This is a genomic window from Janthinobacterium sp. 78, assembly GCF_003096775.1.
In the GTDB taxonomy this organism is placed as follows: domain Bacteria; phylum Pseudomonadota; class Gammaproteobacteria; order Burkholderiales; family Burkholderiaceae_D; genus Janthinobacterium; species Janthinobacterium tructae.
The window spans coordinates 3,380,838-3,406,045 of sequence record NZ_QENT01000001.1 but is presented as its reverse complement, the minus strand read 5'-3'; the positions used below and the strand labels follow the sequence as shown (position 1 = coordinate 3,406,045).

The following is a 25,208-nucleotide window of genomic DNA, read 5'->3' as shown; positions in this document are numbered from 1 at the left end:
CCATCATATCAACCCCGGAGCATGTAGACGGGTTCAAACATCGCGTTTCTCCTGGCTATCCATGAGCAGGGCCAGCCTGGCCGCCATGCCGGCATGGTCGCGCAACAAGCCGTCGCGCTCCTGCGCCAATGCGTCCATTTTCTGTTGCGCTATTTGCCCATGTTCCGCCAGCATGTCGAGCTGGCGGTCTTGCGCGGCCAGCGCCACCTTGGCGTCGTTCAGCGCCAGCAGGGCCGTATCGAGCTTGGCCAGCAGGGCGTCGGCCGACGCGGCCGCCTGCAGATACTGAAATTCGAACTGGTCGCGCTCGGGGCGCACGGTTGCCAGCGCTGCGCGGTCGGCGGCCGCTTCGCTGGATAAGCGTGTTTGCTCCGCCTGAAGCTGCGCCAGGCGCATGTCTTGCTGAACCAAAGTCGCTTGCTGGCCTTGCAGGCGCTGCTGCAGCTGGGCGTTATCCTGTTCCAGCCGGCTGATCCGCTGCTGCGCCAGCGCGCGTTCTTCGCTGCGCTGCGTGGCCGCCGCTTCCTGGTAATGGTCGAACTGCGAGCGCACCTGCGCCAGTTGGCGGTTCAGGGCGGCGATTTCCTCGCCCCGGTCGGCCAGGCGCTGCGTCAGGCCCGCGTTGTCACTGTGCAAGGTGGCCAGGGTGACGGCGCGAAAATGATGTTCTTCCTTCAGTTGTGCCAGCGCGTGCTGCGTGGCGCGCAATTCCTGGGTGAGAGCGGCGCGCGCCTCCGTCAGTTTCAGGCGTTCGCCTTCCGTCTTCTTCAGCCTGTCCAGCGCCGCATCGAGTTCGGCGCGATTCTGCTGCATGCCCGTTTCCAGCTGCTGCGCCACGTCGCGCTGCTGCTTGTCATACACGCCGCGCATCGCTTCCATCAGCTCGGCCGGCAAGCCGGACTCCGTTTTCACGGCGCCGGCGCCCTGAAATTCTTCCTTCCAGCGTTTTAGCAGGGGAGCGATGGTGCTCTTGCTGCCCGTGCTACCCAGCGCTTCACGCACGCTGTCGACCGTGGGATTACGCCCATCGGCAGCGACGATTTGGGCTGCTTTCATAACATCAGAGTACAAAATGCCGGTGCGGGCCATGAAACCACCTATGAACGAAATTTAGTAACGTATTACATGATACGTAATATCGAATAATATTACGATATAAATTTTAATGATTTTTGAAAAATATAAGTCACGATAAGATCGCTTATCGCGTGTTATGGGGGTGTTTGGCATGGTATTCTGCGTGTCTCCCAGTACAAAACCGCGATTTCGCCACCGCCATGCCCGATTTGCCCCTCCCGAAACGCAGTGCTGGCGTGCCAAAAGTGCCAAAAAGCACCACCATCGCCGTCGCACCGTTACACGGCGCCCTGATCGATGCCGAGCTGGCCGCGCGCCACCAGGCGTTTCTCGCCGCCGCCACGTCGGACAACACGCGCCGCACCTACCGTTCCGCCATCCGCCACTTTCAGGCCTGGGGCGGGGCGCTGCCCGCCGACGAGTCGAGCGTCATCCGCTACCTGCTGGCGTATGCGGACAGCCTGAACGCGCGCACCCTGGCGCTGCGCCTGACGGCCCTGTCGCAATGGCATGTGTACCAGGGCTTTGCCGACCCCGCATCCACGCCCACCGTGCGCAAGACCCTGGCCGGCATCGCCCGCCTGCACGGCAAGCCGAAAAAGAAGGCCAAGGCGCTGCCATTGGAAGACCTGGAGCTGATCGTGTCCAGGCTGGCCGCGCTGGGCAACGTCAAGGCCTTGCGCGACAGCGCCTTGCTGCAACTGGGATTTTTTGGCGGTTTCCGCCGCAGCGAACTGGCGGGATTGACACTCGAAGACGTGAGCTGGGAGCCGCAGGGCATGGTGATCACCTTGCCGCGCTCGAAAACGGATCAACTGGGGGAGGGTATCGTCAAGGCGATCCCGTTCGGCGACGGCGTCTGCTGTCCGGCAACAGCCCTGCGCGCATGGCTCACCGTGGCGCATATCCGCACGGGGCCGCTCTTGCGTACCGTCAACCAGTGGGGCCATGTGGGAGCGAAGGGATTGCACGCCAGCAGCATCAACACGATCCTGGCAAGCTGCGCCAGGCTGGCGGCGCTTGATTACGTGCCGGAATTGTCGAGCCACAGCCTGCGCCGCGGCATGGCCACCAGTGCGCACCGCGCGGGCGCCGATTTCCAGGCCATCAAGCGCCAGGGCGGCTGGCGCCACGACGGCACCGTGCATGGCTATATAGAAGAGGCGGGGCGCTTCGAGGAAAATGCGGCGGGGAGTTTATTGAAGGCGAAGAAAAAGACGACGGGCTGAGGCGCCCTACAGCGCCTTGCTGGCATCGGTCTGGCCGCGATAGCATTGACAGCCTAATGCACGTACCATGGTTTTGCATGTCCGTTTTCGCCCCAGAGCAGACCGTCACCTGTCGATCGTAATATCAACCATGGTCCAGTCGGTATCCGGCGTAAAAGCTGTGTGCAAGCAAAGTGGCCCTATTTCGGACTCCCGAGTTTTCCTTTCTTTGCAGCCTCAGCAGCCCGCTGGTAGAACTTGAAGGCGTCCTGACTCATGTTCGGTCCGGAAGCTCCTGTGAATCGCAAACGATTCGTCAATACCCATCCGTCAAATTCAGTACCATCTTTCGCTACGTACATCACATAAGACCACTCGGCATCTCCGCCGTATTCGTTATACGCAATTAAGCTGTCTCCCGGTACGACAAACAGTCTTTTATTTACACATTTTTCGTCCGGCCCCGTGTGAAGATAAAGTCGTCCCGTTCCTGCGACGTCATACATTAAATTCTCTTGCAGAAAAACTGCGTTACTAGGTTTGACGCCACACTTAATATTCGCTGCATTTGCAGAGCCCGCGAAAATTAGAAAAGTCGTAAGGGTGCCAATAATTTTTAACATTAATTAAAATCTTTTAAAAAAATATTCAGGAAATTTTGCACTAGGATTACAGGCACAAGTCTCAGCGCCTTGCCGCACATTTATTAAAAAGTACCCCAGTGCAACAATGCAAGCAATGCTTACGTAGTTTATTAGTAGAGCGCCCGTTCCTTGCAGTCAACAATAGCAAATTTTCCGCGCGGAAAATGCCCGCATTATCAGTACAACGGCCGGCGACCGGTTTTGGCCGGTAGCTAAACAAGAGCATAGCGGATTGCTAAGCAGAAAAACTCACAAATTGTCACGCTACCGCGAATCGCCGCTTCTGGTCGGTTGCCGTCATCGGCAGATTCCGGCCCGTAGCGGACTTTGCAATATCAAAATGATCGCCTGAACATTATTCGAGTTTTGAGTCTCGGTCGCAAGCGTATTTAGGGTGCTGCGCTGGAGCGAGGAAAGCATCGATAGCGGATACAATTTTGGCCTTCAATTGTTCACTACCAGCATCTTGCATATCCTTGTGGCGCGAGCCTTTGATGTGGACCACGCATGTACCGTAGTGGCCGCGCTCCTTCTTATTCGGCAGTACACCGGGGTCGGCAGTGGTGTCACTGGCACGAATTGTCAGGACGTGGATACCAGCTGAGCGGGGCAATGCGACCCGACGGCTGTCGAGGCTGATAAAGCTGGAGACCCGGCTCGGGTTGTCAGCGGCAAACTGAGCCGAACTGTCGCCACCAAGGGAGTGCCCGACGAGAAGCAAGTGTCGCCAATCGAACTGAGGATAGCGTACTGCGTTCCCGTCGATCACGGTGGAGATCGACCGTGAAGCTACGCGGGCCATCGCCTGTAGTTGTTTCGTAATCGGCGCGTCTCGATCTAACTCTATGCCGCCGGAGCTATCTTGCAACGCGACAACCAAGTAACCCATTCGGTTGAGATTTTGTGTGACGAATGAGTAGTCTGAACCGGAAAGCCCATATCCTGGGCTAAGGATTGCAACTGGACATGGTTGCGCACGAGTGCACGCTTGCACATTAGGTGGAACGTGAATATTCACTGGTACGGCAGCAAAGGCCATAGGCGTGCAAAACATCAGGGGAATTAAGGTGACGAGACGGCGCATTGAAACCTTTCTTGCTACGTTTGGAGGCTGCTGAATCTGGGCTTACTGATGATTATCTCTGAAGTCGAACAACGAACAATGAGAATGCGATGTAACGACTACATGACGAGTTAAGGCGTAGCCTCGCAATAGGTCTGCTTTTGGCCGAACTCAGCCGGCAGCCTTTGCGGAACGACCACCGATTGAATCCGCAGCCGATAACGGACGTCCTGAATGCTTCAGTGTATGGTGCTGTTACTTCTTTGGCAATAAGAAGGCAGGCGAGTGGCTTTGCAATGCACGTTAATCCAAGGGATTGATGAAGTGAATGCGCTCCCTGGCTGGGTTGCTAAAGTGTTCCACGGCACCTATCCGATGGCCATTGCGGATCAGCAAGCGCAGCTTGGCGGAATAGCGGTGCATCGATTTCACTGTGAAGGCGGAAAAACCGTCTTCAGCGCCCCGTGCTTCCTGGCGATCCAGCAGGCGGTGCGCGGGCAGCACGCCGCCGAGCTAGCTATATAAAGAGCCATCCTCGGCACCATGCCCCAGCTTGAGGCGGCCCCCAAAAAAGCATTGAGCTTGAAAATCATGGGTGTTGCTGCTTGTAGAGCAAGCAGGTCAATACTGCCATGAGAAGCAGATAGAATGCGACAAATGTTGGTCTTTGCAACGACCTCAACCGCATGAGACATGCCTATCGAAGGCAATGCCTGCCAGGAATCCGAGGACAACAAATCCTGCTAAGCATCCTTGCGCGCGATGCTGGCGGCGGCGCTGGCGCGGGCCAGGCTGGAGCGCGCGCCAGCCACCGCGCGCAGGCGTTCTTCCAGGTAGGCACTCACGCGCGGATGCTGGCTGAAGGCGACGTTGAAGCGGATGTGCTGGTCGGGTGTGTCGTTGGCCGAGAACGCGGCGCCGCGCATCAGCAGGATCTTGTTGCGGTAGGCGTCCTGCACCAGCAAGTCCACGTCCAGCCCTTCGGGCATGCTGCCCCACAGGAAAATGCCTGCGTCGCCGGGCTGCTCGAACAGCACGCCAGCCGCGCTCAGTTGCCGCGTACTGGCGTTGCGCGCCACCATGATCTTGCGTTGCAGCCGCTCCAGGTGCTTGCGCAGGTTGCCGGCCTTGAGCACTTCCAGCAACACGTATTCGTTCAGCGCCGGCAACGTCATGATCGAATGGATCTTGGTGCGCATCAGCAGCTTGAGCAGGGCGGGCGCTGCGGCCAGGTAGCCCATGCGCAGGGCCGGGCTCAGCGCCTTGCACAGGCTGGAGTAGTAAATCACGCCGTCGAGTCCGGACAGCGACGCCAGCCGCGTGCTGTGGCCCGGCTGGAAATGGCCGTGCACGTCATCTTCGGCGATCAGGAAGCCGTACTGCTGCGCCATGATCAGCACCTTGTGCAGGTTGGCGGCGCTGCTGCTCCACCCGGTGGGATTGTGCAAGGCCGTCTGCATGAACAGCAGGCGCGGACGGTGCACGCGGCAGGCCGCTTCCAGCTCGTCCAGGTCGAGGCCATCGGGGCGGCGCTGGATCGGTACCAGGCGCACGCCGTCCTGGCGCAGCCGGCCGAACATCAAGAAGTATCCGGGGTCTTCCACCAGCACCGTATCGCCGGGCTGCAGGAAAGTGCGGCAGATCAGATCGATGGCATGGGTGCCGCCGAACGTGGTGAGGATGTGGCTGGCGTCCGCAGCGATGCCGATGCCGCGCAACAGCAGCGCGATCTGCTCGCGCAGTTCGGCCAGCCCTTGCGGCGGACAGCGCGAGGCCATGCCGGCCGCGCTGCGCGCCAGCCCACGTTGCACGGCCGCCGCCGGCAGCGCGTCCTGCAGCCAGGTGGGCGGCAGGGCGCCGCTGCTGGCCAGCAGCACGCCCGGGCGCTGGTCGTTCACTTGCTGGCTCAGCCAGACCGGCTCCTGCTCCTGGCCCGCTTCCAGCGCCACCTCGTCGGGAATGGCGCGGCTGGCGTCCATTGGCGCGCAGACGAAGAAGCCTGTCGTACCGTGCGTATCGATGACGCCGGCGGCCACCAGCCTGTCATACGCCACCACCACGGTGTTGGTGCTGACCGCGAGCTGCGTGGCGAGCTGGCGGATCGACGGCAGCCTGGTCCCGCCAGGCAGGACGCGTTGCGCGATCTGCTGGCGCAATGCGGCCTCGATCTGCTTGAACAGGGCGATGGGGGAGGAGCGGTCGATGGCGAACATGGGCCGGAGTTTAACGTAAAAACATCACGGCGAGGACCAGCAGGATGGCGCCCATCGCCAGATTGAAGATGCGCTGGTTGCGGGGCGCTTTCAGCACGCTGCGGATCGACACGCCGAACAGCGCCCACATGGCGTTGCACGGCATGCCCACCACGGTGCCGATCACGGACACCAGCAGCGCGCTGGCGAGCATGTTGCTGTGCGCAGGCATGAAGACGGACGCCATGGTGATCGCCTTGAGCCAGCTCTTCGGGTTCAGCGCCTGAAATAGCGCCGCCTGCGCAAACGATACGGCCTTCGGTGCACTGCTTCCCGCCACCGAGGCGCCGGCCAGCTTCCAGGCCAAAAACATCAGGTACAGCGCACCCGCGATCCGCAGTACCTGCTGCGCCATCGGGTACGCGACGAACACGCTGCCCAGCCCCACGCACATGAGCATGGTCTGTACAAAGATGCCGGCCTGGATGCCGAGGATGACCGGCAGCGCGCCGCGATAGCCGAAATTGGCGCCGGTGGTGGCCAGCATGACGTTATTCGGCCCGGGCGTGGCGGACATCACAAAGCAATAGCTCATCAGGGGCAGGAGGTCGGTCATGGCAGGCAGTCGCAGCGTGGAGAAGGCCCCAGTCTAGAAGCGCGGCACGGCAGGGACAAGACACAAGGCGCCACGTACAGGCACATGCTGTATCAGTCGGACGACTGCTACAGGGGGATACCGGCCGCTTCGCCCCGCCCCGCCACGCGCACGATCTCACAGGGCGGCGGCATACAGCGCGTCAACGTCCCCGCCCCGGATCAGGGAGAGGTGCCGGGCCGTATCAGGCGGCCGCTTGCTCCCGGGGGCGGATGATCATGCAGGTGGCGGTCGCGTGCGCGTACACTTTACCGGCCTCGTCGCGGATCGTGCCTTCGGAAATGACCAGGTTGCGGCCCGCATTGATGACCTTGCCTTCGGCGTAGACCGTCACGTTGAAGGGCAGGGGACGGCACATTTTGATGTTCAGGTCCGTCGTGCCGTAGCTTTCGCCGGCCGGCAAGACCGTGTGCGTGGCGCAACCCGTGACCGTGTCGAGCACGGTGGCGGCGAAACCGCCATGCACGCCGCCCATGGGATTGGTGTGCGTTTCATTCGCCGTGGCCGTGAAGATCACGCGGCCATGCTCGACCGTGTGCGCGTCCATGGGCATGGTTTTGGAAATGCCGGGCCGGGGAAACAGGCCTTGCGCGAAAGCTTGCATCAGTTGCAAGCCGGTCATGTCGTTGGGGTGCATGGGGTAACTCCTGTGGGTTAGAAAAAAGGGTATGGAAATGCTTAACCCAACGGCAATGACCGGGGTCAGACCCTCAGGGTCTGACCCCGGCTTTTGTCTGTGGGTTGGCTTGATCTTGCGCAAAACGCAGGCGCGAGGCGTGTAACAGGAAGCGGGCGACGACGGCCAGTTCTTCCTCGCTGAAACCTTGCTTCAGTTGTGCATTCAGGCTGTCGAGCAGGGGCAGGGCGGCGGCCAGCACCTCGCCGCCCCTGGGCGACAGGTGCAAGGTGCCGGCGCGCGCGTCGAGCGCCGACTGGCCGCGCACGATCAGGCCGTTTTCTTCCATGCGCGCCACCAGCCCCGTCACGGCCGAGTTTTTCAGTTGCAACAATCGCCCCAGATCTTTCAATTGGCAGCCTTCCTCGCCCTTCAGGGCGAACAGGGCGACGACTTGCGTGCCGGAAAATCCCAGTTCGCTGGTAAACACGGCGTCGGCCGAGCGGAACAGGTTCTGGCGCGCCAGGTTGAGCAGGTTGAACAGCCGTGGCGAACGCTCGCCCAGCGGGCAGGCAGCGGCATCGGGGAGGCCGGATTGGGGGGAGGTATTGGTACGCATGCGGAGTATACTACTACGTATGCGTAATAAATCAAGCGACTATTTTCAGTCGCGCTGGTGGCGTCCGATGTAGCGGGCGCGCGGACGGATCAGCGCTGCGCTGGCGGCTTGCTCGGCCGCATGCGCGATCCAGCCGGCCGAGCGGGCCAGCGCAAACACGCTCATGCCCGCGCCCTCGGGCCAATCAAACGCCAGCTCCATGGCGGCCAGTGCCAGGTCGGCATTTGGCTTGGCATCGAGCAACTCGCCTGCCGCCGTGCACACGGCCAGGATGGCGTCCAGCTGCGGGTTCTCGTGCGCCAGCGTCGACAGAATTCCCAGCAGATACGCGGCGCGCGGATCGCCGCCTGGATACAGCGGATGGCCAAAGCCGGCGAATTCCGGCGCGATGGTCTTGTAAAAGGCGCCGATGGCATCCTTGGCGTCTGGCGCGGCCAGCGCCTGCGTCAACATGCGTCGCGCCGCCGCACTGCCGCCACCGTGTTTGTCGCCGGACAAGGCTGCCAAGCCCGCGCCCAATGCGGCGGCCAGGCTGGCGCCCGTCGAAGCGACGCAGCGCACGGCAAAGGTCGACGTGTTCAATTCATGGTCGGCCAGCAACACCAGCGCCGCGCGCAGCAGTTCAGTTTGCTCCGCATCGGCTTGCCACGCCTGGGCCAACTGCCGGTGCAGCGGCAGGGCGGACGGCGCCGTCTGCAGCAGGGCGGCGGCCAGCAGGCGTATCAAGGCGGGACCGGACTGCAGCGAGTGCGCAATGTCCGCTGGCGCCAGCATGGCCATGGCCAGCATGGCGCGCGCCAGCGGCGGCGCATCGGGCGCACTGGACAATCCCTGCGGAAGGGCAGGCGCATCCTGCCGGAAATAGTCGCCCGCGCCATCGTCCCAAAACAGGCTGGCGGCCGCTTCCAGCGTCGCGGACTCGGTCAATGTAGTCGCCTCGCAGCCGCGGTACAGCAATCGGCCATCGAGAATCTGGGAAATCCGCGTCTCCAGCACGGGCAAGCCCCAGTGCATGGCGGCCGTGGCCGTCTGGCCGCCCCGTTTGGCGTCGTTCTTGCGTGCCGCCAGGCGCAGCACGTCTTCCTGCGGGTAGCGCTTGCGGCGCGATTGCCCGTTGCTGACGGAGGCCAGCAAGCCCCGGCTCACGTAGGAATACAGGGTGGGCAGGCTGACGCCCAGGAGGCGCGCCGCGTCAGGAGCGGACAGATCGTTGTTCATGGCGGCCATTGTAGCGGTTGTCACTTTATATTGATTGATGGAATCAAGATTGACGGGCCGGGTGGCGTGTCACTAGACTCATGCCTTTCCAGGAGTCTGCATGAGCACACACACCATACGCACCCTGCGCCCCGCCGACGCAGCACCCTTGCTGGCCTTCGAACAAGCCAACCGGGCCTGGTTCGAGCGCCATATCGACCGGCGCCCGGACGATTTTTACAGCATTGACGGCGTCCACGCGCACGTCGCGCAGTTCCTGGACGAGCACGCACAGGGCCGCATGCACCCCTGCGTCATCGTGGGCGAACACGGAGAATTGATCGGGCGCGCCAACCTGAAGGACATTGACCGGCAGCAAGGCGTGGCCGAAGTCGGCTACCGCATCGGCGAGCAGCAGGCGGGCAAGGGCCTGGCCACGGCCGCGCTGCACCACTTGATCGCGCTGGCGCAAGACGAGTGGCAGCTGCAACGCCTGTGCGCCTGCGCCATCGACGGCAATGCGGCGTCGATCCGCGTGCTGGAGCGCTGCGGTTTCGTGCAGGGATTGCCCGTGCCCGATATCGCCATCGTGGCAGGCAACGTTGTCGATGGCCATGTCTACAAGCTGGAGCTGCGGGCAGCTCCCCAGCGCATCGTCGTCATCGGCGCCGGCATCGTCGGCGCGTCGCTGGCCTACCACCTGGCCAGCAAGGGTGCAAAAGTCACCGTCGTCGAGGCGGGCGGCATCGCATCCGGCGTGACGGGCACCTCGTTTGCGTGGATTAACACGTCTTGCGCGGGGATTGACCCCATTGCGGCCCTGCGCGGCGGCGCCATTGCGGCCTGGCGCCAGCTGGAAACGCAAGTACCCGGCCTGACGCTGCGCTGGCACGGCGCCTTGTCGTATGGCACGCAGGATGGGCGGGTGTCTTCGTCATCCAGTTTGATACACCGCACGCGCATCGCCCAGCTTGAACCGCAGCTGCGGCAGCCGCCGCAACAGGCCGTCCACGAGCCGGAGCAGGGCGCCCTCGACGCCGTCGCCGCCACGCACGCCTTGCTGGCAGCGGCCCGGGCGCTCGGTGCGACCGTCCGCACGCACACGCCCGTGCTGGGTTTTGTCGTCCGGGACGCGCTGGTGACGGGCGTGACAACGGCCACGGGCGTCATCGAGGCCGATCTGGTCGTGCTGGCAGCAGGCACGGGAACTGCTGCGCTGGCGCAGAAACTGGGCGCCAGCCTGCCCATCCACGCGTCGCCCGCCATCTTCCTGCGCTACCAGGCGCCACCCGGCCTGGTGCGCGGCATCATTTCCAGCCATGCAATGGAAGTGCGGCAAGCCGAGGATGGCACCATGCTGGCAGCGGAAGACTATCTGGACGACGCGCCGGACAACCAGCCCGCCGCCATGGCGCAACGCACGGCCAGCGCGATCCGGGAAGAACTTGCGGGCGCCGACGCCATTGCGCCGGCATTCGCCTGCATCGGCCTGCGTCCCATGCCCTTGGACGGCGTGCCCGTCATCGGCTACTTGCCGCAGGTGGAAGGCGCGTACGTGTGCGCCATGCATCCGGGCGTGGTGCTGGCGGCCATCGTGGGCCAGCTGGCCAGCGGGGAAATCGTCGATGGCGAGCCAGCGTCAGCCCTGGCGGCTTGCCGGCCCGCGCGCTTCCAGGCCTGATTGTGGCGTGCTGATTCCTACGGCACAGGCACGACAAACACGGGCAGGACGAATGGCACTTCCTCCTGCTCATCGCCTGCTTCCGACGGGGCCTGCATATAATGCTCGTTGCGCCAGTCGCCGTTTACCACGCGCTCGGCGATCAAAGATAAATCCTGCGTTTCGCGCAGCGCGCAGCGAAACGGCAACCGCCCATGCGAGCGCGACACCAGGCTGAACCGTAGCTGGCGGCATTGCGCATCGTGCCAGCAATACAACAGCATAGCCTCGCCAACGAGCGCGATGCGCCGCGCCGCGATCACTTCACCGATGAACTCAACGATATCGGCCGCATGAATCTGCGGCGTTTCCTCGTCCGTGGGCGAGAAGCTCCACATATTGGTCATCGCTTCGTGATTGATGTCATCGGGATCGATTTCCACGGCATCGTCTTTTGCCATGGCGAGCCAGTTGTTGATGGCGGTTGAGTGAATCATGTAAAGCTTTCAGTGCTTGTTCATATTTTCTTTTCTACGCATGTGCATGCTTTAGTAACGCATGGCCTGCATAGGCTTACCCATCGAATTTCCTGCCAACCGGTATTTAACTAGTCTGCCCATGCCGCCGCATCCACTCATTCGCGACATCTCCATGGTTTTAACCGCGCCGTCGCGTATCCAAGCCATGAAATTACGGTCAAGTTTTACTTCGGGACCGCATGAATTCGGGACCGAACTGGCCTAACAGGGAGCGCCTGATGTTCTTCGTGCTCCTGTAGTCGACATCAATGAACTTGTATAGTGTAATGATGCCGCCATGCCGTCGAATTAATAGCTTGGATAACTATCGTAGTTTTCGATTTAATGAATTACTTAGTAGAAATTAGTCAATCATCGAATTAACGTATTTTATTAGAAGTTCAGTATCAGATTCAGATTTATATTGTCGCCTTGTCATATCGATTCCAGAATTCTGAAATAACTGTGCGGCCCTCCGGAATGATTCCAAGGCCCGCTCATCATCGAGAAGTACTTTTTTAAATTCCTCACACTGCTTCTCGATTTTGTTGCTATTTAATGGGTTTTTAATTTTCCCCATTTCAATTATTTTTACAATCATCATTATATGAAAGCGCGCTTTTTTGAAATCAGCCGACAGCTCGCCACTTCTAAAAAATTGCTCAATTCTAAAGTAACATAATGAACTTACAAAATAAGGCAAAAACTTATGCTCTTCCGCAAAAATTGATCCTTTGAATCTGTTGACGATAGTTCCATAATATCCGGAAACGAGGTGTGGAGAGTCAAGGAATAATGATGCGAATGATTTTATCTGAATTGGTATGGAAATTATTTGCGTTCTTTTCACATCAGGCAATGAATTGTACTGCTGCGAGCGCCGCTCATAGTAAAGTCTAATTTTATTTTTCTCTGCAGCAAAATATAACTCAAGTCGCTTTTGAAATATGCTTAGCGCCTCCAATTGTTCGGTACGAACTTCTGTCTGACTATTGGTGGCGATTGTAATTTCAGTTTTTATGTCATCATTTTCCGTGACAATTATTTTTATTGGGACATTGACGCCATCTATTCCAGGAATTTTTTGACAATCGTGCAAAACATTGCTTGTCTGACATCCATTCACGACTTGATAGTCTCGTAACGTAAAACGATTTCCTGCAGGCGTTATAGTTGAAGCAACCACTGTTACGCCATTATTTAAGACGCAAAACAGGTCAAATTTCGCATTTTCCAGAGTATTCTTTATTTTCTTATTTACTGGATTGTCGCCCTGGAAATCTCTAACATTGTCATCAAAGATACTGTGGATTGTTTTGTTTTCATCTTGAATTAATTTAACAAACTCTTGAAATGGCAGTACTCCCAAATATGCTTCCTTTACTCCATCTATATCTGGTAAAGTTATTCTATTCAAAAACGTAATTGTTGTGGATAACTTATTTTTTGTTTCGTGATACATTTTCTGTATCTCAGTTGCCCCACTTGGGGAAATATTTACATCATCAAACAATCCAATGCTTTTAATTTCTTCTTTTCCACTATCTATAACTGCTTGAAGATTTTGATCCCCAACCCAGACACCGGTGCAAACATAAAAGAGGCGACAATGAGGACGTCGGTTCACCATGTAGGAAGACATGGAAATGACGCTATCCCACAACGTTTTAACATGGCGGATTTTATCATTCTGGACTAATCTTGGATCGTCCGAAAGAAAGTCTTTGACGCCGTGTATAAAAGATCCGATATCTGATCCATTAAATGACGAAGTTGTTTTTGATTGAATGAATATAATATCGGCATCCAAATGACCAGGTCCCTCAACGACCTCTTTCAATTCATCTGAATCGGTAATTATCTTTCCATTAACAATCAAGCACAAACCATCAATAGCACAATCACCACCACTACCTGTATGTATGTCATCCAATTCAAAACTTGATCTATTTAATTTCGATACAATTGAATAATTGCAAAAATGTTCAAACTGAACACTTTCGTCTGATTTCTTAATTTCATTCTGCACTGAAAACGTATCCAGAAGCGACTTCGTTATTTTGTCCATATTCTTCTATATTTGAGTGGTTCGATTTTAAAAAACATCAAGTTGCTTAAATTGCACTTCCAAAAAATGCATGATACACGAACTTGAACATATAACAAAAAATAAGTGACAGTCATCCTATAAAACAAGGCCGCCAAGTACCGTAGTGAATTCCTGAATTTCCCGCCTACGCTTGTGGACCATAGTTCCAGGTAAGAGGATAGTTGTGAATAAAAAAACAAGCCTTATACCTGATAAACTCACTTCCTTTATGTTCCCTTTAAACTTAGAATCCCACGGCATATACATTTTTTTGCAATTCCTTAAGTGCCATCACCCCCTCGGCCCATCCAGCAACAACTCCGCCAGCCTGGTCGTCAGCCACAAACTCGTCTCGCTCAGTTTCTTCCCGTGGATCGACAGCCGCCGCACCGGCAAGCGCGACAAGGCCAGCGCCGGGCAGGGCACTTCCTGCAAATACCCTTTGTAGTTATCGTAATTGGCGATATTCAGCGGCAAAATCGCCCAACCCAGCTCGTCCGCGACCATTTCGGCAATACTGTAAAAACTGTCGGAAAACCAGACGGCGGGGCTGAAGGCGTGTTCGCGGTTCAGGTCGGAATCCATGATCAGCTGGCGGTAGCGGGTCAGCTCGTTGCGGCTCACTTCCTGGCCGTGCGCCATCGGGTGGCCTTTGGCCACGAACACGCCTTGCGCCACGCTGCCGATGTGCTGCTGTTCCAGCACGGGCGAGATGGGGCCGCGGTCGAAGTGAAAAGCCACGTCGGCTTGCTGCTGCTCCACGTATTGCGCCACTTCCGAGGCCGTGGCGTTGAGCATCACCAGTTCCAGCGCCGGGTAGCGCGCCGCCAGTTCCTTGACCAGCTTGCTGATGGCCAGGTAGGGCAGGGCTTCGTCCAGTGCCAGGGTCAGCTGGGCTTCGGGCGCTTCGCTCAGCAGTTGGGCGCGCAGTTGCAAGCGCTCGGCCTGGCGCAGTAATTCGCACGCTTCCAGGTGCATCACCTTGCCCGCTTCCGTCAGCACGGCGCTGCGGCGTGAGCGGTCGAACAGTTCCACGCCGAATTCCGCTTCCAGCAGACCGATCGAGGTGCTGACCACCGATTGCGCGCGGCCCAGCCGGCGCGCCGCGCCCGAGAAAGAACCGGCCGCGACGGCCGCTTCAAAGTAGCGCATTTGTTCCAAAGTCCATTGCATGGCATCCACCTATCTGTTTTGCAGATGGATTTTAACTTGAATGCCATTCAGGGGCGACATAAAATGCCTTTACTAATTCAATAACATGAGATCCGCCATGAAAAACGCCCAAGCCAATTCCCCCTCCATCAGCTTTGACTGGTGTCACGACGCCAGCGCCGAAGATGCGCTGTGCAAGTTATATCTTGATAACGTCAGCGCCGACTATATCTCCCATTCTGAGCTGCAGGGCGAACGCGCCGATGCGCCAGGCAACTGGCGCGCGGACTTGCCTGAGGTGATACGCAGCGAAATCCGCGCCGCCCTGTCGCATGACTGGGCGCATGGCGATTCGACCCTGCTGGCTGTCGCTACTTCCGGCGACGATATCGTCGGCATGGCCCTCGTTTCCATCGACACGCGCCAGCGCGCCTCGAAATCGTTCGCCGCGCTGGACGACCTGGTCTTGCTGCCCTCCGTGCGCGGCAGCGGCATCGGCAGCCAGCTGGTGGAGTGGGTGGCCGACGAGCTGCGCAACCACGGCATCGCCCGTTTGTTCCTCGAATGCGGCGCGCACAACCTGACGGCGCAACAATTCTTCCAGGGCCGCGGTTTCAAGCAAGTGTCCGTCGTCATGCTGCGCGAACTCGACACAGTTGCCGTGTCCGCCGCGGTGGATGACAAGGATGGCGACCGTGGCTGACGCCCGCCGCCCCCGACAAGGCCAGGCCCGTAGCAGCCTGGAACGTAAATATTTGCGCAGCACCAGATTTATCCAAACCGATAGTTGTTAAAAGTTACACTAAAATCCATGAGTTGTTTATGCATCCAATGAAAAAATGGCTGACGCTGGCCATCGTCTCCAGCGCCTTATTCCTGATCGTGGTCGACATGACCGTGCTCTACACCGCTTTGCCCGCGCTGACGCGCGACTTGCAGGCTACTTCCTCACAAAAACTGTGGATCATCAACGTGTACGCGCTGGTCGTCTCCGGCCTGCTGCCCGGCCTCGGCACCCTCGGTGACCGCTTGAGCCACAAACCCGTTTTCCTCGCCGGCCTGACCGTGTTCGGCATCGCCTCGCTGTGCGCCGCGTTTTCGCCCGCGCCGGAATGGCTGATTTTTGCCCGCATCCTGCTGGCCATCGGCGCCGCCTTGATGATGCCGGCCACCCTGTCCATCATCCGCCTGACGTTTACCGATAACCGCGAGCGCTCGTTCGCCATCGGTGTGTGGGCGGCGATTGCCTCGGGCGGCGCCGCGTTTGGCCCCGTGCTCGGTGGTTTCCTGATGGAACATTACTGGTGGGGTTCCGTCTTCCTGATCAACGTGCCCATCGTGTTGCTGACCCTGGTGCTGGCTGCCGTCGTCCTGCCGAAACGGGCCGGTAACCGCGACAAGCCGTGGGACCTGAAGGGTTCGCTGCAAATCATGATGGGTCTGCTTGGTAGCGTGTATGCGATCAAGGAGCTGGGCAAGTCGCAGCCCTCGTATGCACTGGCCGCCGCCTCGTTCGCCGTGGGCGCCTTCTTCATGCTCAAATTTGTGCGCCGCCAGAAGCGGCAAGCCAAGCCGCTGATCGACTTCGCCCTGTTCCGCGAACTGCCGTTTTCCAGCGCCGTCGCTGCCGCCATGGTGGCCTCGGCCGCCCTGATCGGCATGGAACTGGCGCTGAGCCAGCACATGCAGCTGGTGCGAGAACTGTCGCCGCTGGAAGCGGGCTTGCTGCTGTTGCCGCTGCCGCTGGCGTCCGTGTTTGCGGGTCCGTTGACGGGTTTCATGCTGCCGCGCGCCGACAAGGCCAAGGTATTATGGGGTTCGCTGCTGCTGTCCGGCATCGGCATGGCCTCGTATCTGGTGCTGCATGACGCCGCCGTCTCGGCGCAAGTAGCCAGCCTGGTGATTTTGGGCCTGGGCCTGGGCGCCGTCATGACAGCCGCGTCGAGCGCCGTGATGCTCAACGTGGCGCCGCAGCAAGCCGGCATGGCCGCCTCGATCGAGGAAGTATCGTACGAGCTGGGCGCCGTCATCGGCGTCACCGTGCTGGGCACGATTCTGTCGGCCGTCTACAGCGCCACCCTGGTGATCCCGGAAAGCGCGGGCCTGTTGCCGAATGCCCATGACACCCTCGACGCGGCGCTGCTGGCCGCCGAGCAATTGCCGGCCGAACTGGGCTTGCAAGTGTCGGAACTGGCCCGTTCGGCCTTCGACAAGGCGTTTATTGTCGTGCTGGCCACAGCGTCGGGCATTTTGATGGTCTCGGCCATGGCGATTCGCCACTTGCATCTGCGGGCGCGCCGCGCGATCTGCTCGATCTGATCCGTCAACGCTTGAGCAGCGGCGCCACCTTCTCGCGCAAGACGGTCCATTGGGCGTCGTGCACGGCCTGGTTGGGGTCGTGCCCGGCGCGTTTCACCAGGGTAAAACTCTTGTACGGCGCCGTGATGCTGTCGAAATACGTGCGCGCGATGGCGGGCGAGGTCAGCAAGTCCGCTTCGCCCATGATGAAAAACACGGGCAAGTCAAAGCGCGTGCCCAGCGCGGGCAGGTCAACCTTGGCAAACATGCCGTCGCCGCGCAGGCCGATGAACTGGATGTACGAATAGTCATCGGCTGCCTCGGCGGCGGCCAGCGCTTGCGGCGTGGCGTAGAACGGCGCCGGCTGCCACCAGTGCTTGGGCGGCGCATCCGTTGCCAATCCTTCATATTTGCGGTCGAAACGGCGCAAGATGCCGAAGTTGCGCGGATCTGTCCATGGCGGCGCACCGAGCGCCGTCAGCTTGTCCACCGTGGGGGTATCGCCGGCCGCCTGCGCCAGCGCCATCACTTCCCGGTACATGCCGCTCTCATTGTCCCGCGCATTGACCACCTGCGCCGTGCCGACATACGCGTGGAACAAGTCGGGGCGCACCTTGGCCATCTGCACGCCCAGAATCGATCCCCAGGAACTGCCCATCAAAATGACTTTTTGCTGGCCCAGATGCTGCGCAATATAGCGGGCCACGGCGATGCCGTCGTCACGCATCTGCTCCACCGTCAAGGGCACATCGTCAGACGGACGCTGTTTCGCATACGTCATGCCCGCGCCGCGCTGATCCCATTGGACCAGCGTGTAGTGGCGTTCCCAGCCGGCATAGATGGCATCCGCGTAAGGACTCAAGGCATTGCCCGGACCGCCATGGATGAAGAGGATCACGGGATTGCCGCAGGCGGCGCCCGTGAGCGTGATCCATTGCTCGATGCCATTGATGGGTACGTAACCTTGTTCGCGCACGGGCTGCGCGGGCGAGGCGCAGATGGTGCCAGCGGAAAAAGCGGGTTCGGCTGCCTGGACAAGCCCCAGGCCGGACAGTAGTGAAAGTACTGAACAGATTTTGCGCATAGTATCCTGACAGAATGTTCCATAACGACGAGGCATCGGGAAAACGTTCAACCCGAAAGCAGAAACTGGGGTCGGACCCTGGGGGTCCGACCCCTTGCCTTGGGGTTTAATACTTACAATGTGCAATCCTGCACCGTCTTGCCGGCAATAAAGCGGGCGCTGGCCTGTTCAAAGCAGGCGGGCGCCGTCCATAAAATGAAATGCGGCGCGTTGTGCACGGTCGACAGGGCCACCTTGCCGGCCTTGCTCTGCGTCAAAGCCTGGACTTGCGCCTGCGCGCCCGCGTACGGCGTTTTCGGGTCCATGGTTCCCTGCAGCACCAGCATCGGCGGCACTTTTGCCGGCAAAGCGCCGAAATAGACGTCGCGCGCGTAGGTCGGCAAGCCACCACCGAGCAGGATACGCGGCAGGGGACTGGTAAACAGCAAGTCCGCCTCTTCACGGTCGATGTCGGCGGCGGTCCAGCCAGGGCGCAACGATGGCTGCAGGTTGTTTTCCGAATTGCTGATGATGCTGACCAGCGGAATCGACAGCGGCGACTGGGGATAACTGCCCAGCCCGGCCGCCGCCTGCGTCAGCGTGGCGCGCACGGATGCCAGTTCCGTTTCGCCGCCCTGGTCCAGGTCGCGCAGCAGATACGCGATGCGGGCGCGCGCGGCCGGCACGTCGAGCATGCCACCGAGGAAGTTTTTCAGGTTCTTGCCGGGGATCTTCGCCAGCAGGACGGGATCGGCTTGCGCCTTGTCCAGCACGCGGCGGTACAGCGTTTCGGCCGGCTCACCCAATGTGGCATGGCAAGCGGCATCCGCGTCGCATTGGGCCAGCACTTGCATGCCGACCGTGTTGACCACCTGCGAGCGCTGGCTCAAGTCCCAGCGCGCATCCGTTTGCGGCGGCACCAGCGAATCAAAAATGACGCCCTGGACGGGCAGCGGCCCCAGCTGCAAGGTGCGCAAGACCAGCTGCGTGCCGTACGACACACTGTATACATACACGGACGGCTTGGTGTGCTTGTGCCCCGTGCTCCGTTCGCCTTCGATCAAGGCCTTCAAGTCGCGCGCGGCCGTGGTGATGGAAAACTGCGCCGCGTATTCCGGCATCCGATTGATGCCCGTAAAGCAGCTGGCCCATTCGGCGCCCGCCAGCGCGCGGCCGCCGGGACTTTGTTCGGATTCCTCCACCTTGCACAGGCGCGACGAATGGCCCGTGCCGCGATGGTCGGGGATCATGAATTCAAAGCCGGGAAAGCTGCGGCGCAAGGTGGGCAGCAGGCGGTAGAACGAGGCGCCCGATTCGCCGGGGCCGCCCGCCACCAGCCACACAGTGCCCTTGGCGGGCTTGCCAGCAGGCACATCGGCGGCAAACTTGCGCACGAAGACGTGCATGGCGTCCGCCTCGCCGACGGCGCGGCCCTGGGCATCGTAGCTGCCGGGCACGTTCAAGCCTGAGCACAGGCTGCCGGGAGCGGCCGTATCGGAGCAGGGCGTGAAGAACATCGGTTCGGCGTGCAGGGAGGTGCCAGCCAGCAGAGCGGCCAGCAGGGTCAGGCGGGTCAGGCGGGGCAGGAAGGTCATCGGCTACTTTGGCGGCGGTGGGGAACAGCCGCCAAAGTAGCGTTTTTTACAGCAATTGTCCAGATGGAAATATTTCTGAGTGGGACTATGCTTGCTTGTTATTGCGCAGCAAGCGCAGCCCGTTGGCCACCACCAGCAGGCTGGCGCCCACGTCGGCGAACACGGCCATCCACAGGGTTGCCATGCCGGCCAGGGCCAGGCCGAAGAAGACGGCCTTGATGCCGATGGCAAAGCTGATGTTTTGCACGAGGATGCTGCGCGTGCGCTGGCTCAGGCTGATGAATTCGGGCAACTTGCCCAGTTCATCATCCATCAAGGCCACATCTGCCGTCTCGATGGCCGTGTCGCTGCCGGCCGCGCCCATGGCAAAGCCGATGTCGGCCTGCGCCAGGGCCGGGGCGTCGTTGACGCCGTCACCGAGCATGGCCACCACGCCGAACTGCTGCTGCAAGGCCTTGATTTCATCGAGCTTGTTTTCCGGCAGCAATTCCGCCTTGACCAGGCTGACGCCCACCTCGGCCGCGATGCGCTGCGCCGTGAGCAAATTATCTCCCGTCAGCATCACGGTGGTGACGCCCAGCGCATTCAATCTGGCGATGGCCGCCGCTGCCGTTGGACGCAGCACGTCGGCCACGGCAATCACGCCCAGCGCGCCGGCCGGGCTGGCCAGCACCATGGCCGTGTACGCTTGCTGCTCCAGCCGCGCCAGGATGGCTTGCAGCTCCGGCGTCAAGAGCTTCAATTCCGTCATCAGGCGCGCATTGCCCAGGTAATACGTCTGGCCATCGATATTGCCTTGCACGCCGCGCCCATGCAGGGCGGCAAACTGGGTCACGGGCAAGTGGCTGCCGGCGGGCGGACCCGCCTTGACGATGGCGGCGGCAAGAGGGTGGGCCGAATTGGCGTCCAGGCTGGCGGCCAGCAGCAGGATGGCGTCGCGGTCGCTGCCTTCCAGGGCCACCACGTCCGTCACGGCCGGTTTGCCCATGGTCAAGGTGCCCGTCTTGTCGACGGCGATGGCCTTGATGCGATAACCCGTTTCCAGGAATTGCCCGCCTTTGACCAGGATGCCGCGCCGCGCGGCCGCCGTCAGGCCGCTGACCACCGTCACCGGCGTGGAAATGACCAGCGCACATGGGCAGGCGATGACCAGCATCACCAGGGCCTTGTAGACCCAGGCCATGAAGGGCTGGCCCAGCAGCAAAGGCGGCAGCACGGCGACCAGAATGGCAAACACGACCACGGCGGGCGTGTAGTAGCGCGCAAAATTGTCGACAAAGCGCTGCGTGGGCGCCTGTTTTCCCTGCGTTTCCTCGATCACCTTGACGATCTTGGCCAGCGTGCTGTTGCCGCTGTTGGCCGTCACGGTGACGTCAAGCAAGCCCCGTTCATTGATGGTGCCCGCATACACGACGTCGCCCACGGCCTTGTCCACCGGCATGCTTTCGCCCGTGATCGGCGCCTGGTTGACGGACGACTCGCCGCTTTGCACGATGCCGTCGAGCGCGATGCGCTCGCCCGGTTTCACGCGCATGGTCGCGCCGATGGCCACCGTGGCGACGGGTACTGGCTGCCAGGCGCCACTGGCGTCGGCCACCGTCGCCGTGTCGGGCGCCAGCTGCATCAGGCTGTGCACGGCGTTACGCGCGCGGTTCAGCGACAAGCCCTCGATCAGCTCGGCAATGGCGAACAGGAAGATGACCATGGCCGCTTCCGGCCACTGGCCGATGGCGATGGCGCCGAAGACTGCCAGGCTCATCAGGAAGTTGATGTTCAGGGTGAACGTTTTCAGGGCAATCCAGCCCTTTTTCAGGGTCGGCCAGCCGCCCGTGGCGATCGACAGCAGGGCCAGGGCGATGACGAGGGGCGAACTGTCTTCGTGCGTGGTCCACGCCAGCGCCTCGGCGCCGGCAGCGGCCAGGCCGGAAACCACCAGCAAGCCTTTTTGCAGGCTGCTCAGGTTGCCCTCATTCGGGTCGCGCACGACGACCGCGTCCGCCTGCATGGGAATCGCCTGCATGCCGATGCCGTGCAGCGCTGCTTCCACCGTAGCCAGTGTAGGCAGGGTGTGATGCACGTCGAGCACGCGGTTCATCAGGTTGAAATCGAGGCCCACCACGCCGGCCATCGTGGCCAGCTTGTTGCGGATCAGGCGTTCTTCCGTGGGGCAATCCATGTTGGCGATGCGGTATTTGGCCGTGCTCGCGCCGGCGATGGGGGCGCTGGGCAGCGCTGGGCCGGACGGGGCGGCAGGCGTGGACGAGCACGCATGCTGGCTGGAACAGCAACTGGCGGCCTTGGGCGCATGCTCATGCTTGTGGTCGTGCTCATGATCGTGGTCATGCGCGTGATTATGGCTATCGTGTGGCATCGCATCATCCTTCTGGATTGGTGTATGCTTCCATTAGAAACCCTGTAGTCGCTACAGGGTCAAGCGGAATGTGCAAGAAAGAATGAAAAGGGGATGCCATGCGTATTGGAGAACTGGCCAAACGGACAGATTGTGACGTGGAAACCGTGCGTTACTATGAAAAGGCGGGCTTGCTGCAGGAACCGGGCCGCAACAGCGCCGGCTACCGCGAATACCGCGAAGAACACCAGGAACGGCTGCAATTCATCCGCCATTGCCGCTCGCTGCAGATCGGCTTGACCGATATCCGCGCCTTGCTGGAATTTAAGAACAACCCGGCCGAAGGCTGCCAAAGCGTCAATGAGTTGCTCGACCACCATATCTTGCGCATCGCCGAGCAGATGGCGAATTTGCAAACCCTGCAGCAGCAACTGGTGACCTTGCGCCACCAGTGCGACCAGCCGCAGCCGTCGCAAGACTGCGCGATTTTACAAAACCTGTCCGAGGCGGCCAGCGGCCACGACTGCGCCTGCCATACCGAACTTCATTGAACCGATTGTTACATGCTGAAACTGTTGCCTAAAAAAACTTTACTGACCTTATCCCTGCTGTCGCCGCTGAGCCATGCGGCCGATGCGCCTGCCACTGCCGGCCACTACCTGACCCTGTACGCCGTACCCGGCGTGCCGCAAGACGATGACCCGTATACCTGGAGCACGGCTGGCGGCAAGCAGCTGACCAAGGGCGTGACCAAGGCGGACGGCCGCGCCTACGTCAAGGGGGAAGAGGGCGAAGAAAACTATATTTTGAAAACCGTCAGCATGCGCTGGCAGCTGAAGGTCCCGGCCGAATGCTGGCAGGGTGCGCCTGACGCCTTCCAGCAATGCATGCAACTGGCCAAAACCACGAGCCGCCATGATGAAGAGCAAGATGCGCTCAAGCTGGCGGAGCAGCAAAAAGACGTCAAGATGCAGGCCAAAATCGCCGCCTATGCCGTGGCGGCCCGCGCCAACGACGATGCGCTGGCCTGGCTGGGTCGCTTGCCTTCGAACTGGAGCATAGAGAGTTATGGCACGCGCCTGCTGCGCATCGGCGACAAGATTGCCGCGCAGATGAGCAACGCGCTCAAGGATGGCGGGCCAGATGCGCGCCAGTTCGTCTGCCGCGCACCCGACTACTACGGCCCCGTGCCGGACCAGGCGGCTGTTGACGCCTGGATAGGCGCGCCGCGCGCCGTGCGCAAGGTGCGCTCAGGCCCCGCCTGGGATGCGCTGGTGGCCGCTGGCGCAAAGGGCAACTGGATGGCCCGATTGGAACTGTATTACACCTTGTCCAGCGTGAATGTCAGCGAATTGAGTTTGCTGGAACAGTACCGCATCGTGCAATTGATGGAATGGCTCCACAAGAAACAAACAGGCGGCCTGTACAGCTACTTCAGCATCGGCATGCCTGCCGCGCCCGGCAATTCCCGCAGCGTGCAGGATCAGGCCTCGCTGTATGCGGCCATGCTGGGCAGTTACGATGATCAGAACAGCCGGGGCAGCGTCTTGCAGGCGGAATCGGACACGGCGCTGGCCGAAGCGGGCAATAAAATGCTGGCCTGCGCCAAGGCCGCGTTGCCGCAACGGCACTAACGCGGCAGCAACGGCGGGCCGCCATCACCCAGGCGGAAGGCGTCGACCACGCGCAATAAATCATGCGCCTGGTCTTGCATGCTTTGCGCGGCGGCGGCCGATTGCTCGACCAGGGCGGCATTGCGCTGGGTCAATTCGTCCATTTCCGTGATGGCATTGTTGACTTCCTCGATGCCCTTGCTCTGGCGCTGGCTGGCCGCCGTGATGTCGTTCATGATTTCCGTCACTTGCTTGACGGAGGCGACGATGTCGCCCATGGTGCGCCCGGCGCTGTCGGCCAGCTCGCTGCCCGTTTCTATCCTGGCCACGGAATCTTCGATCAGCTGCTTGATTTCGCGCGCCGCCGTGGCCGAACGCTGCGCCAGGCCCCGCACTTCCGTGGCGACGACGGCAAAGCCGCGTCCCTGTTCGCCCGCGCGCGCCGCTTCCACGGCCGCATTCAAGGCGAGAATATTGGTCTGGAAGGCAATGCCGTCGATGACGGCGATGATATCGACGATGCGCCCGGAACTGGCCTTGATGGAGCCCATCGTCTCGACCACCTGGCCCACTACGCGGCCGCCTTCCAGCGCCACGTTCGAGGTCGACAGCACCATCTGGTTGGCCTGGTGCGCATGGCTGGCGTTTTCGCGCACGGTATCGGTCAAGGCATGCATGGACGTTGCCGTTTCCTGCAAGGAATGGGCTTGCGATTCCGTGCGGGCCGACAAGTCCGCATTGCCCAGCGCGATTTCACTCGCTTCCACCGTGATGGTGGAGCCGGCCTGGCGTATCTCGCCCAATAAGGTATTCCAGTTTTTCACCACGGTGGCCAGCGCCCGCGACAGCTTGCCCACCTCGTCGTCACCACGGGCATCGATGCGCATGGTCAAGTCGCCGGCGGCCAGGCTTTCGGCGGCGCAGCACGCCTCGTCGATGGGACCCACCACGGAGCGCGCCACCCAGGTGGCAATCAGGGCCAGCAAGGCAAAGCCGAGGGCCATGGTGCCCAGCGACAGCCAGCCAGCGCGCTGGCCCGCATTTTTTGTTTCCTGCAAGGCGTCGGCGGTGCGAAGGTCGAGGTTGAGCAATACCTGGCGCAGTTGTCCGCGCACTTGCTGGTAGTGTCCGGCGGCATTTTGCATCGCCGCCACGCCCGTATTCGGATCCATCGAGGCCAGGTCCAGCGCCTGCGCCACGCTGGCCCGGTAGCGTTCGACGCCGGGCAGGGCCTGGGCCGCTTCCGTGGCGGCACCCGAGAATTTCTTGAGTTCCGTCAACCCTTGTGCGATGGCGTTCAGCTGGCCATCCGTTTGCGCGCCGAATTGCTTGAACTGCTCGTCCGTCAGGCTGGCGGCGATGGCAATCTTCGCATACACGTCGGCATGCACCTGGCCCAGGGCAATAGCTTGCTGGCTGGCAAGCCGCTCGGCTGTCAGGGTGACATCTTTCAGCTCGCGCATGCGCTGCTCGTTCTGCTGCATGGCGAAGTAGGACATGGCCCCCATGGCCAGCAGGCAAGCCAGCGCGACCACCGGGACGATCAACATCTTCTGTGCGATTTTCATTCGGGCCCGTATCGTTGAGAAGTTCGTTGAG

The 25,208-nt window shown here is 60.5% G+C and carries 22 protein-coding genes; 7 read left to right on the top strand and 15 right to left on the bottom strand.

From position 1 onward, the window contains the following. Positions 1-33 precede the first annotated feature (33 nt). Positions 34-1,056, bottom strand: coding sequence for a DNA-binding protein (locus C8C92_RS14955; RefSeq protein ID WP_243420223.1), 1,023 nt, complete (start codon positions 1,054-1,056; stop codon positions 34-36). A gap of 257 nt (positions 1,057-1,313) precedes the next feature. Here C8C92_RS14955 and C8C92_RS14950 point away from each other — a divergent pair, with 257 nt between their 5' ends. Then, a complete protein-coding gene (locus C8C92_RS14950; RefSeq protein WP_243420222.1) occupies positions 1,314-2,306 on the top strand; it encodes a tyrosine-type recombinase/integrase in 993 nt (330 codons plus the stop codon). 179 nt (positions 2,307-2,485) lie between these two features. On the opposite strand, the gene C8C92_RS27250 is transcribed toward C8C92_RS14950, so the two are convergent. Then, on the bottom strand, positions 2,486-2,908 hold the full coding sequence (locus C8C92_RS27250) for a hypothetical protein (protein WP_133250761.1): 423 nt from the start codon (positions 2,906-2,908) through the stop codon (positions 2,486-2,488). Between the two features lie 376 nt (positions 2,909-3,284). Then, positions 3,285-4,013 (bottom strand): alpha/beta fold hydrolase, encoded by a 729-nt coding sequence (locus C8C92_RS14945; protein WP_116744407.1) that lies wholly within the window; start codon positions 4,011-4,013, stop codon positions 3,285-3,287. Positions 4,014-4,277: 264 nt separating this feature from the next. Here C8C92_RS14945 and C8C92_RS27245 point away from each other — a divergent pair, with 264 nt between their 5' ends. Continuing rightward, positions 4,278-4,517 (top strand): hypothetical protein, encoded by a 240-nt coding sequence (locus tag C8C92_RS27245; protein WP_133250760.1) that lies wholly within the window; start codon positions 4,278-4,280, stop codon positions 4,515-4,517. A 218-nt stretch (positions 4,518-4,735) separates the two neighbouring features. Here the strand turns inward: C8C92_RS27245 and C8C92_RS14935 are convergent, their stop codons facing one another. From C8C92_RS14935 to C8C92_RS14915, 5 genes are all read right to left on the bottom strand, one after another. After that, positions 4,736-6,205, bottom strand: coding sequence for a PLP-dependent aminotransferase family protein (locus tag C8C92_RS14935; protein WP_116744405.1), 1,470 nt, complete (start codon positions 6,203-6,205; stop codon positions 4,736-4,738). A gap of 10 nt (positions 6,206-6,215) precedes the next feature. After that, positions 6,216-6,800: a LysE family translocator gene (locus C8C92_RS14930; RefSeq protein WP_116744404.1), complete on the bottom strand. Its 585-nt coding sequence runs from the start codon at positions 6,798-6,800 to the stop codon at positions 6,216-6,218. Between the two features lie 223 nt (positions 6,801-7,023). Beyond that, positions 7,024-7,476 (bottom strand): PaaI family thioesterase, encoded by a 453-nt coding sequence (locus tag C8C92_RS14925; RefSeq protein ID WP_034748275.1) that lies wholly within the window; start codon positions 7,474-7,476, stop codon positions 7,024-7,026. A 73-nt stretch (positions 7,477-7,549) separates the two neighbouring features. Then, positions 7,550-8,074, bottom strand: coding sequence for a MarR family winged helix-turn-helix transcriptional regulator (locus tag C8C92_RS14920; RefSeq protein ID WP_116744403.1), 525 nt, complete (start codon positions 8,072-8,074; stop codon positions 7,550-7,552). Between the two features lie 45 nt (positions 8,075-8,119). Beyond that, a complete protein-coding gene (locus tag C8C92_RS14915; RefSeq protein WP_243420221.1) occupies positions 8,120-9,316 on the bottom strand; it encodes a citrate synthase in 1,197 nt (398 codons plus the stop codon). Positions 9,317-9,392: 76 nt separating this feature from the next. Between C8C92_RS14915 and C8C92_RS14910 the strand changes: the two genes are divergently transcribed. Further along, positions 9,393-10,952, top strand: coding sequence for an FAD-dependent oxidoreductase (locus C8C92_RS14910; RefSeq protein WP_116744402.1), 1,560 nt, complete (start codon positions 9,393-9,395; stop codon positions 10,950-10,952). Positions 10,953-10,969: 17 nt separating this feature from the next. On the opposite strand, the gene C8C92_RS14905 is transcribed toward C8C92_RS14910, so the two are convergent. From C8C92_RS14905 to C8C92_RS14890, 3 genes are all read right to left on the bottom strand, one after another. Beyond that, positions 10,970-11,428 carry a hypothetical protein gene (locus C8C92_RS14905; RefSeq protein ID WP_116744401.1) on the bottom strand — a complete coding sequence of 153 codons (459 nt, stop codon included), beginning with the start codon at positions 11,426-11,428 and terminating at the stop codon, positions 10,970-10,972. A gap of 385 nt (positions 11,429-11,813) precedes the next feature. Beyond that, positions 11,814-13,517 (bottom strand): AIPR family protein, encoded by a 1,704-nt coding sequence (locus C8C92_RS14895; RefSeq protein WP_116744400.1) that lies wholly within the window; start codon positions 13,515-13,517, stop codon positions 11,814-11,816. A gap of 312 nt (positions 13,518-13,829) precedes the next feature. After that, positions 13,830-14,711 carry a LysR family transcriptional regulator gene (locus C8C92_RS14890; RefSeq protein ID WP_071078351.1) on the bottom strand — a complete coding sequence of 294 codons (882 nt, stop codon included), beginning with the start codon at positions 14,709-14,711 and terminating at the stop codon, positions 13,830-13,832. Positions 14,712-14,808: 97 nt separating this feature from the next. Between C8C92_RS14890 and C8C92_RS14885 the strand changes: the two genes are divergently transcribed. Continuing rightward, positions 14,809-15,393 carry a GNAT family N-acetyltransferase gene (locus C8C92_RS14885; protein WP_165829451.1) on the top strand — a complete coding sequence of 195 codons (585 nt, stop codon included), beginning with the start codon at positions 14,809-14,811 and terminating at the stop codon, positions 15,391-15,393. Positions 15,394-15,521: 128 nt separating this feature from the next. Then, positions 15,522-17,009 carry an MFS transporter gene (locus C8C92_RS14880; protein ID WP_279340958.1) on the top strand — a complete coding sequence of 496 codons (1,488 nt, stop codon included), beginning with the start codon at positions 15,522-15,524 and terminating at the stop codon, positions 17,007-17,009. 4 nt (positions 17,010-17,013) lie between these two features. Here C8C92_RS14880 and C8C92_RS14875 read toward each other — a convergent pair whose 3' ends face one another. From C8C92_RS14875 to C8C92_RS14865, 3 genes are all read right to left on the bottom strand, one after another. After that, positions 17,014-18,072, bottom strand: coding sequence for an alpha/beta hydrolase (locus C8C92_RS14875; protein ID WP_116744397.1), 1,059 nt, complete (start codon positions 18,070-18,072; stop codon positions 17,014-17,016). A 113-nt stretch (positions 18,073-18,185) separates the two neighbouring features. Continuing rightward, the gene (locus C8C92_RS14870) at positions 18,186-19,646 is read right to left on the bottom strand and encodes an alpha/beta fold hydrolase (RefSeq protein ID WP_116744396.1); all 1,461 of its coding nucleotides are present in this window, start codon (positions 19,644-19,646) and stop codon (positions 18,186-18,188) included. An 85-nt stretch (positions 19,647-19,731) separates the two neighbouring features. After that, positions 19,732-22,017, bottom strand: a complete 2,286-nt coding sequence (locus C8C92_RS14865) for a heavy metal translocating P-type ATPase (protein ID WP_116744395.1) — start codon at positions 22,015-22,017, stop codon at positions 19,732-19,734. 98 nt (positions 22,018-22,115) lie between these two features. Between C8C92_RS14865 and cadR the strand changes: the two genes are divergently transcribed. Together cadR and C8C92_RS14855 are read left to right on the top strand one after the other, a co-directional pair. Next, the gene (gene cadR, locus C8C92_RS14860) at positions 22,116-22,547 is read left to right on the top strand and encodes a Cd(II)/Pb(II)-responsive transcriptional regulator (RefSeq protein WP_034787498.1); all 432 of its coding nucleotides are present in this window, start codon (positions 22,116-22,118) and stop codon (positions 22,545-22,547) included. 12 nt (positions 22,548-22,559) lie between these two features. After that, positions 22,560-23,630 (top strand): hypothetical protein, encoded by a 1,071-nt coding sequence (locus tag C8C92_RS14855; protein ID WP_116744394.1) that lies wholly within the window; start codon positions 22,560-22,562, stop codon positions 23,628-23,630. Here the strand turns inward: C8C92_RS14855 and C8C92_RS14850 are convergent. After that, positions 23,627-25,177, bottom strand: coding sequence for a methyl-accepting chemotaxis protein (locus C8C92_RS14850; RefSeq protein ID WP_243420220.1), 1,551 nt, complete (start codon positions 25,175-25,177; stop codon positions 23,627-23,629). The two genes, C8C92_RS14855 and C8C92_RS14850, sit on opposite strands and share 4 nt — an antisense overlap. Positions 25,178-25,208: the final 31 nt, after the last annotated feature.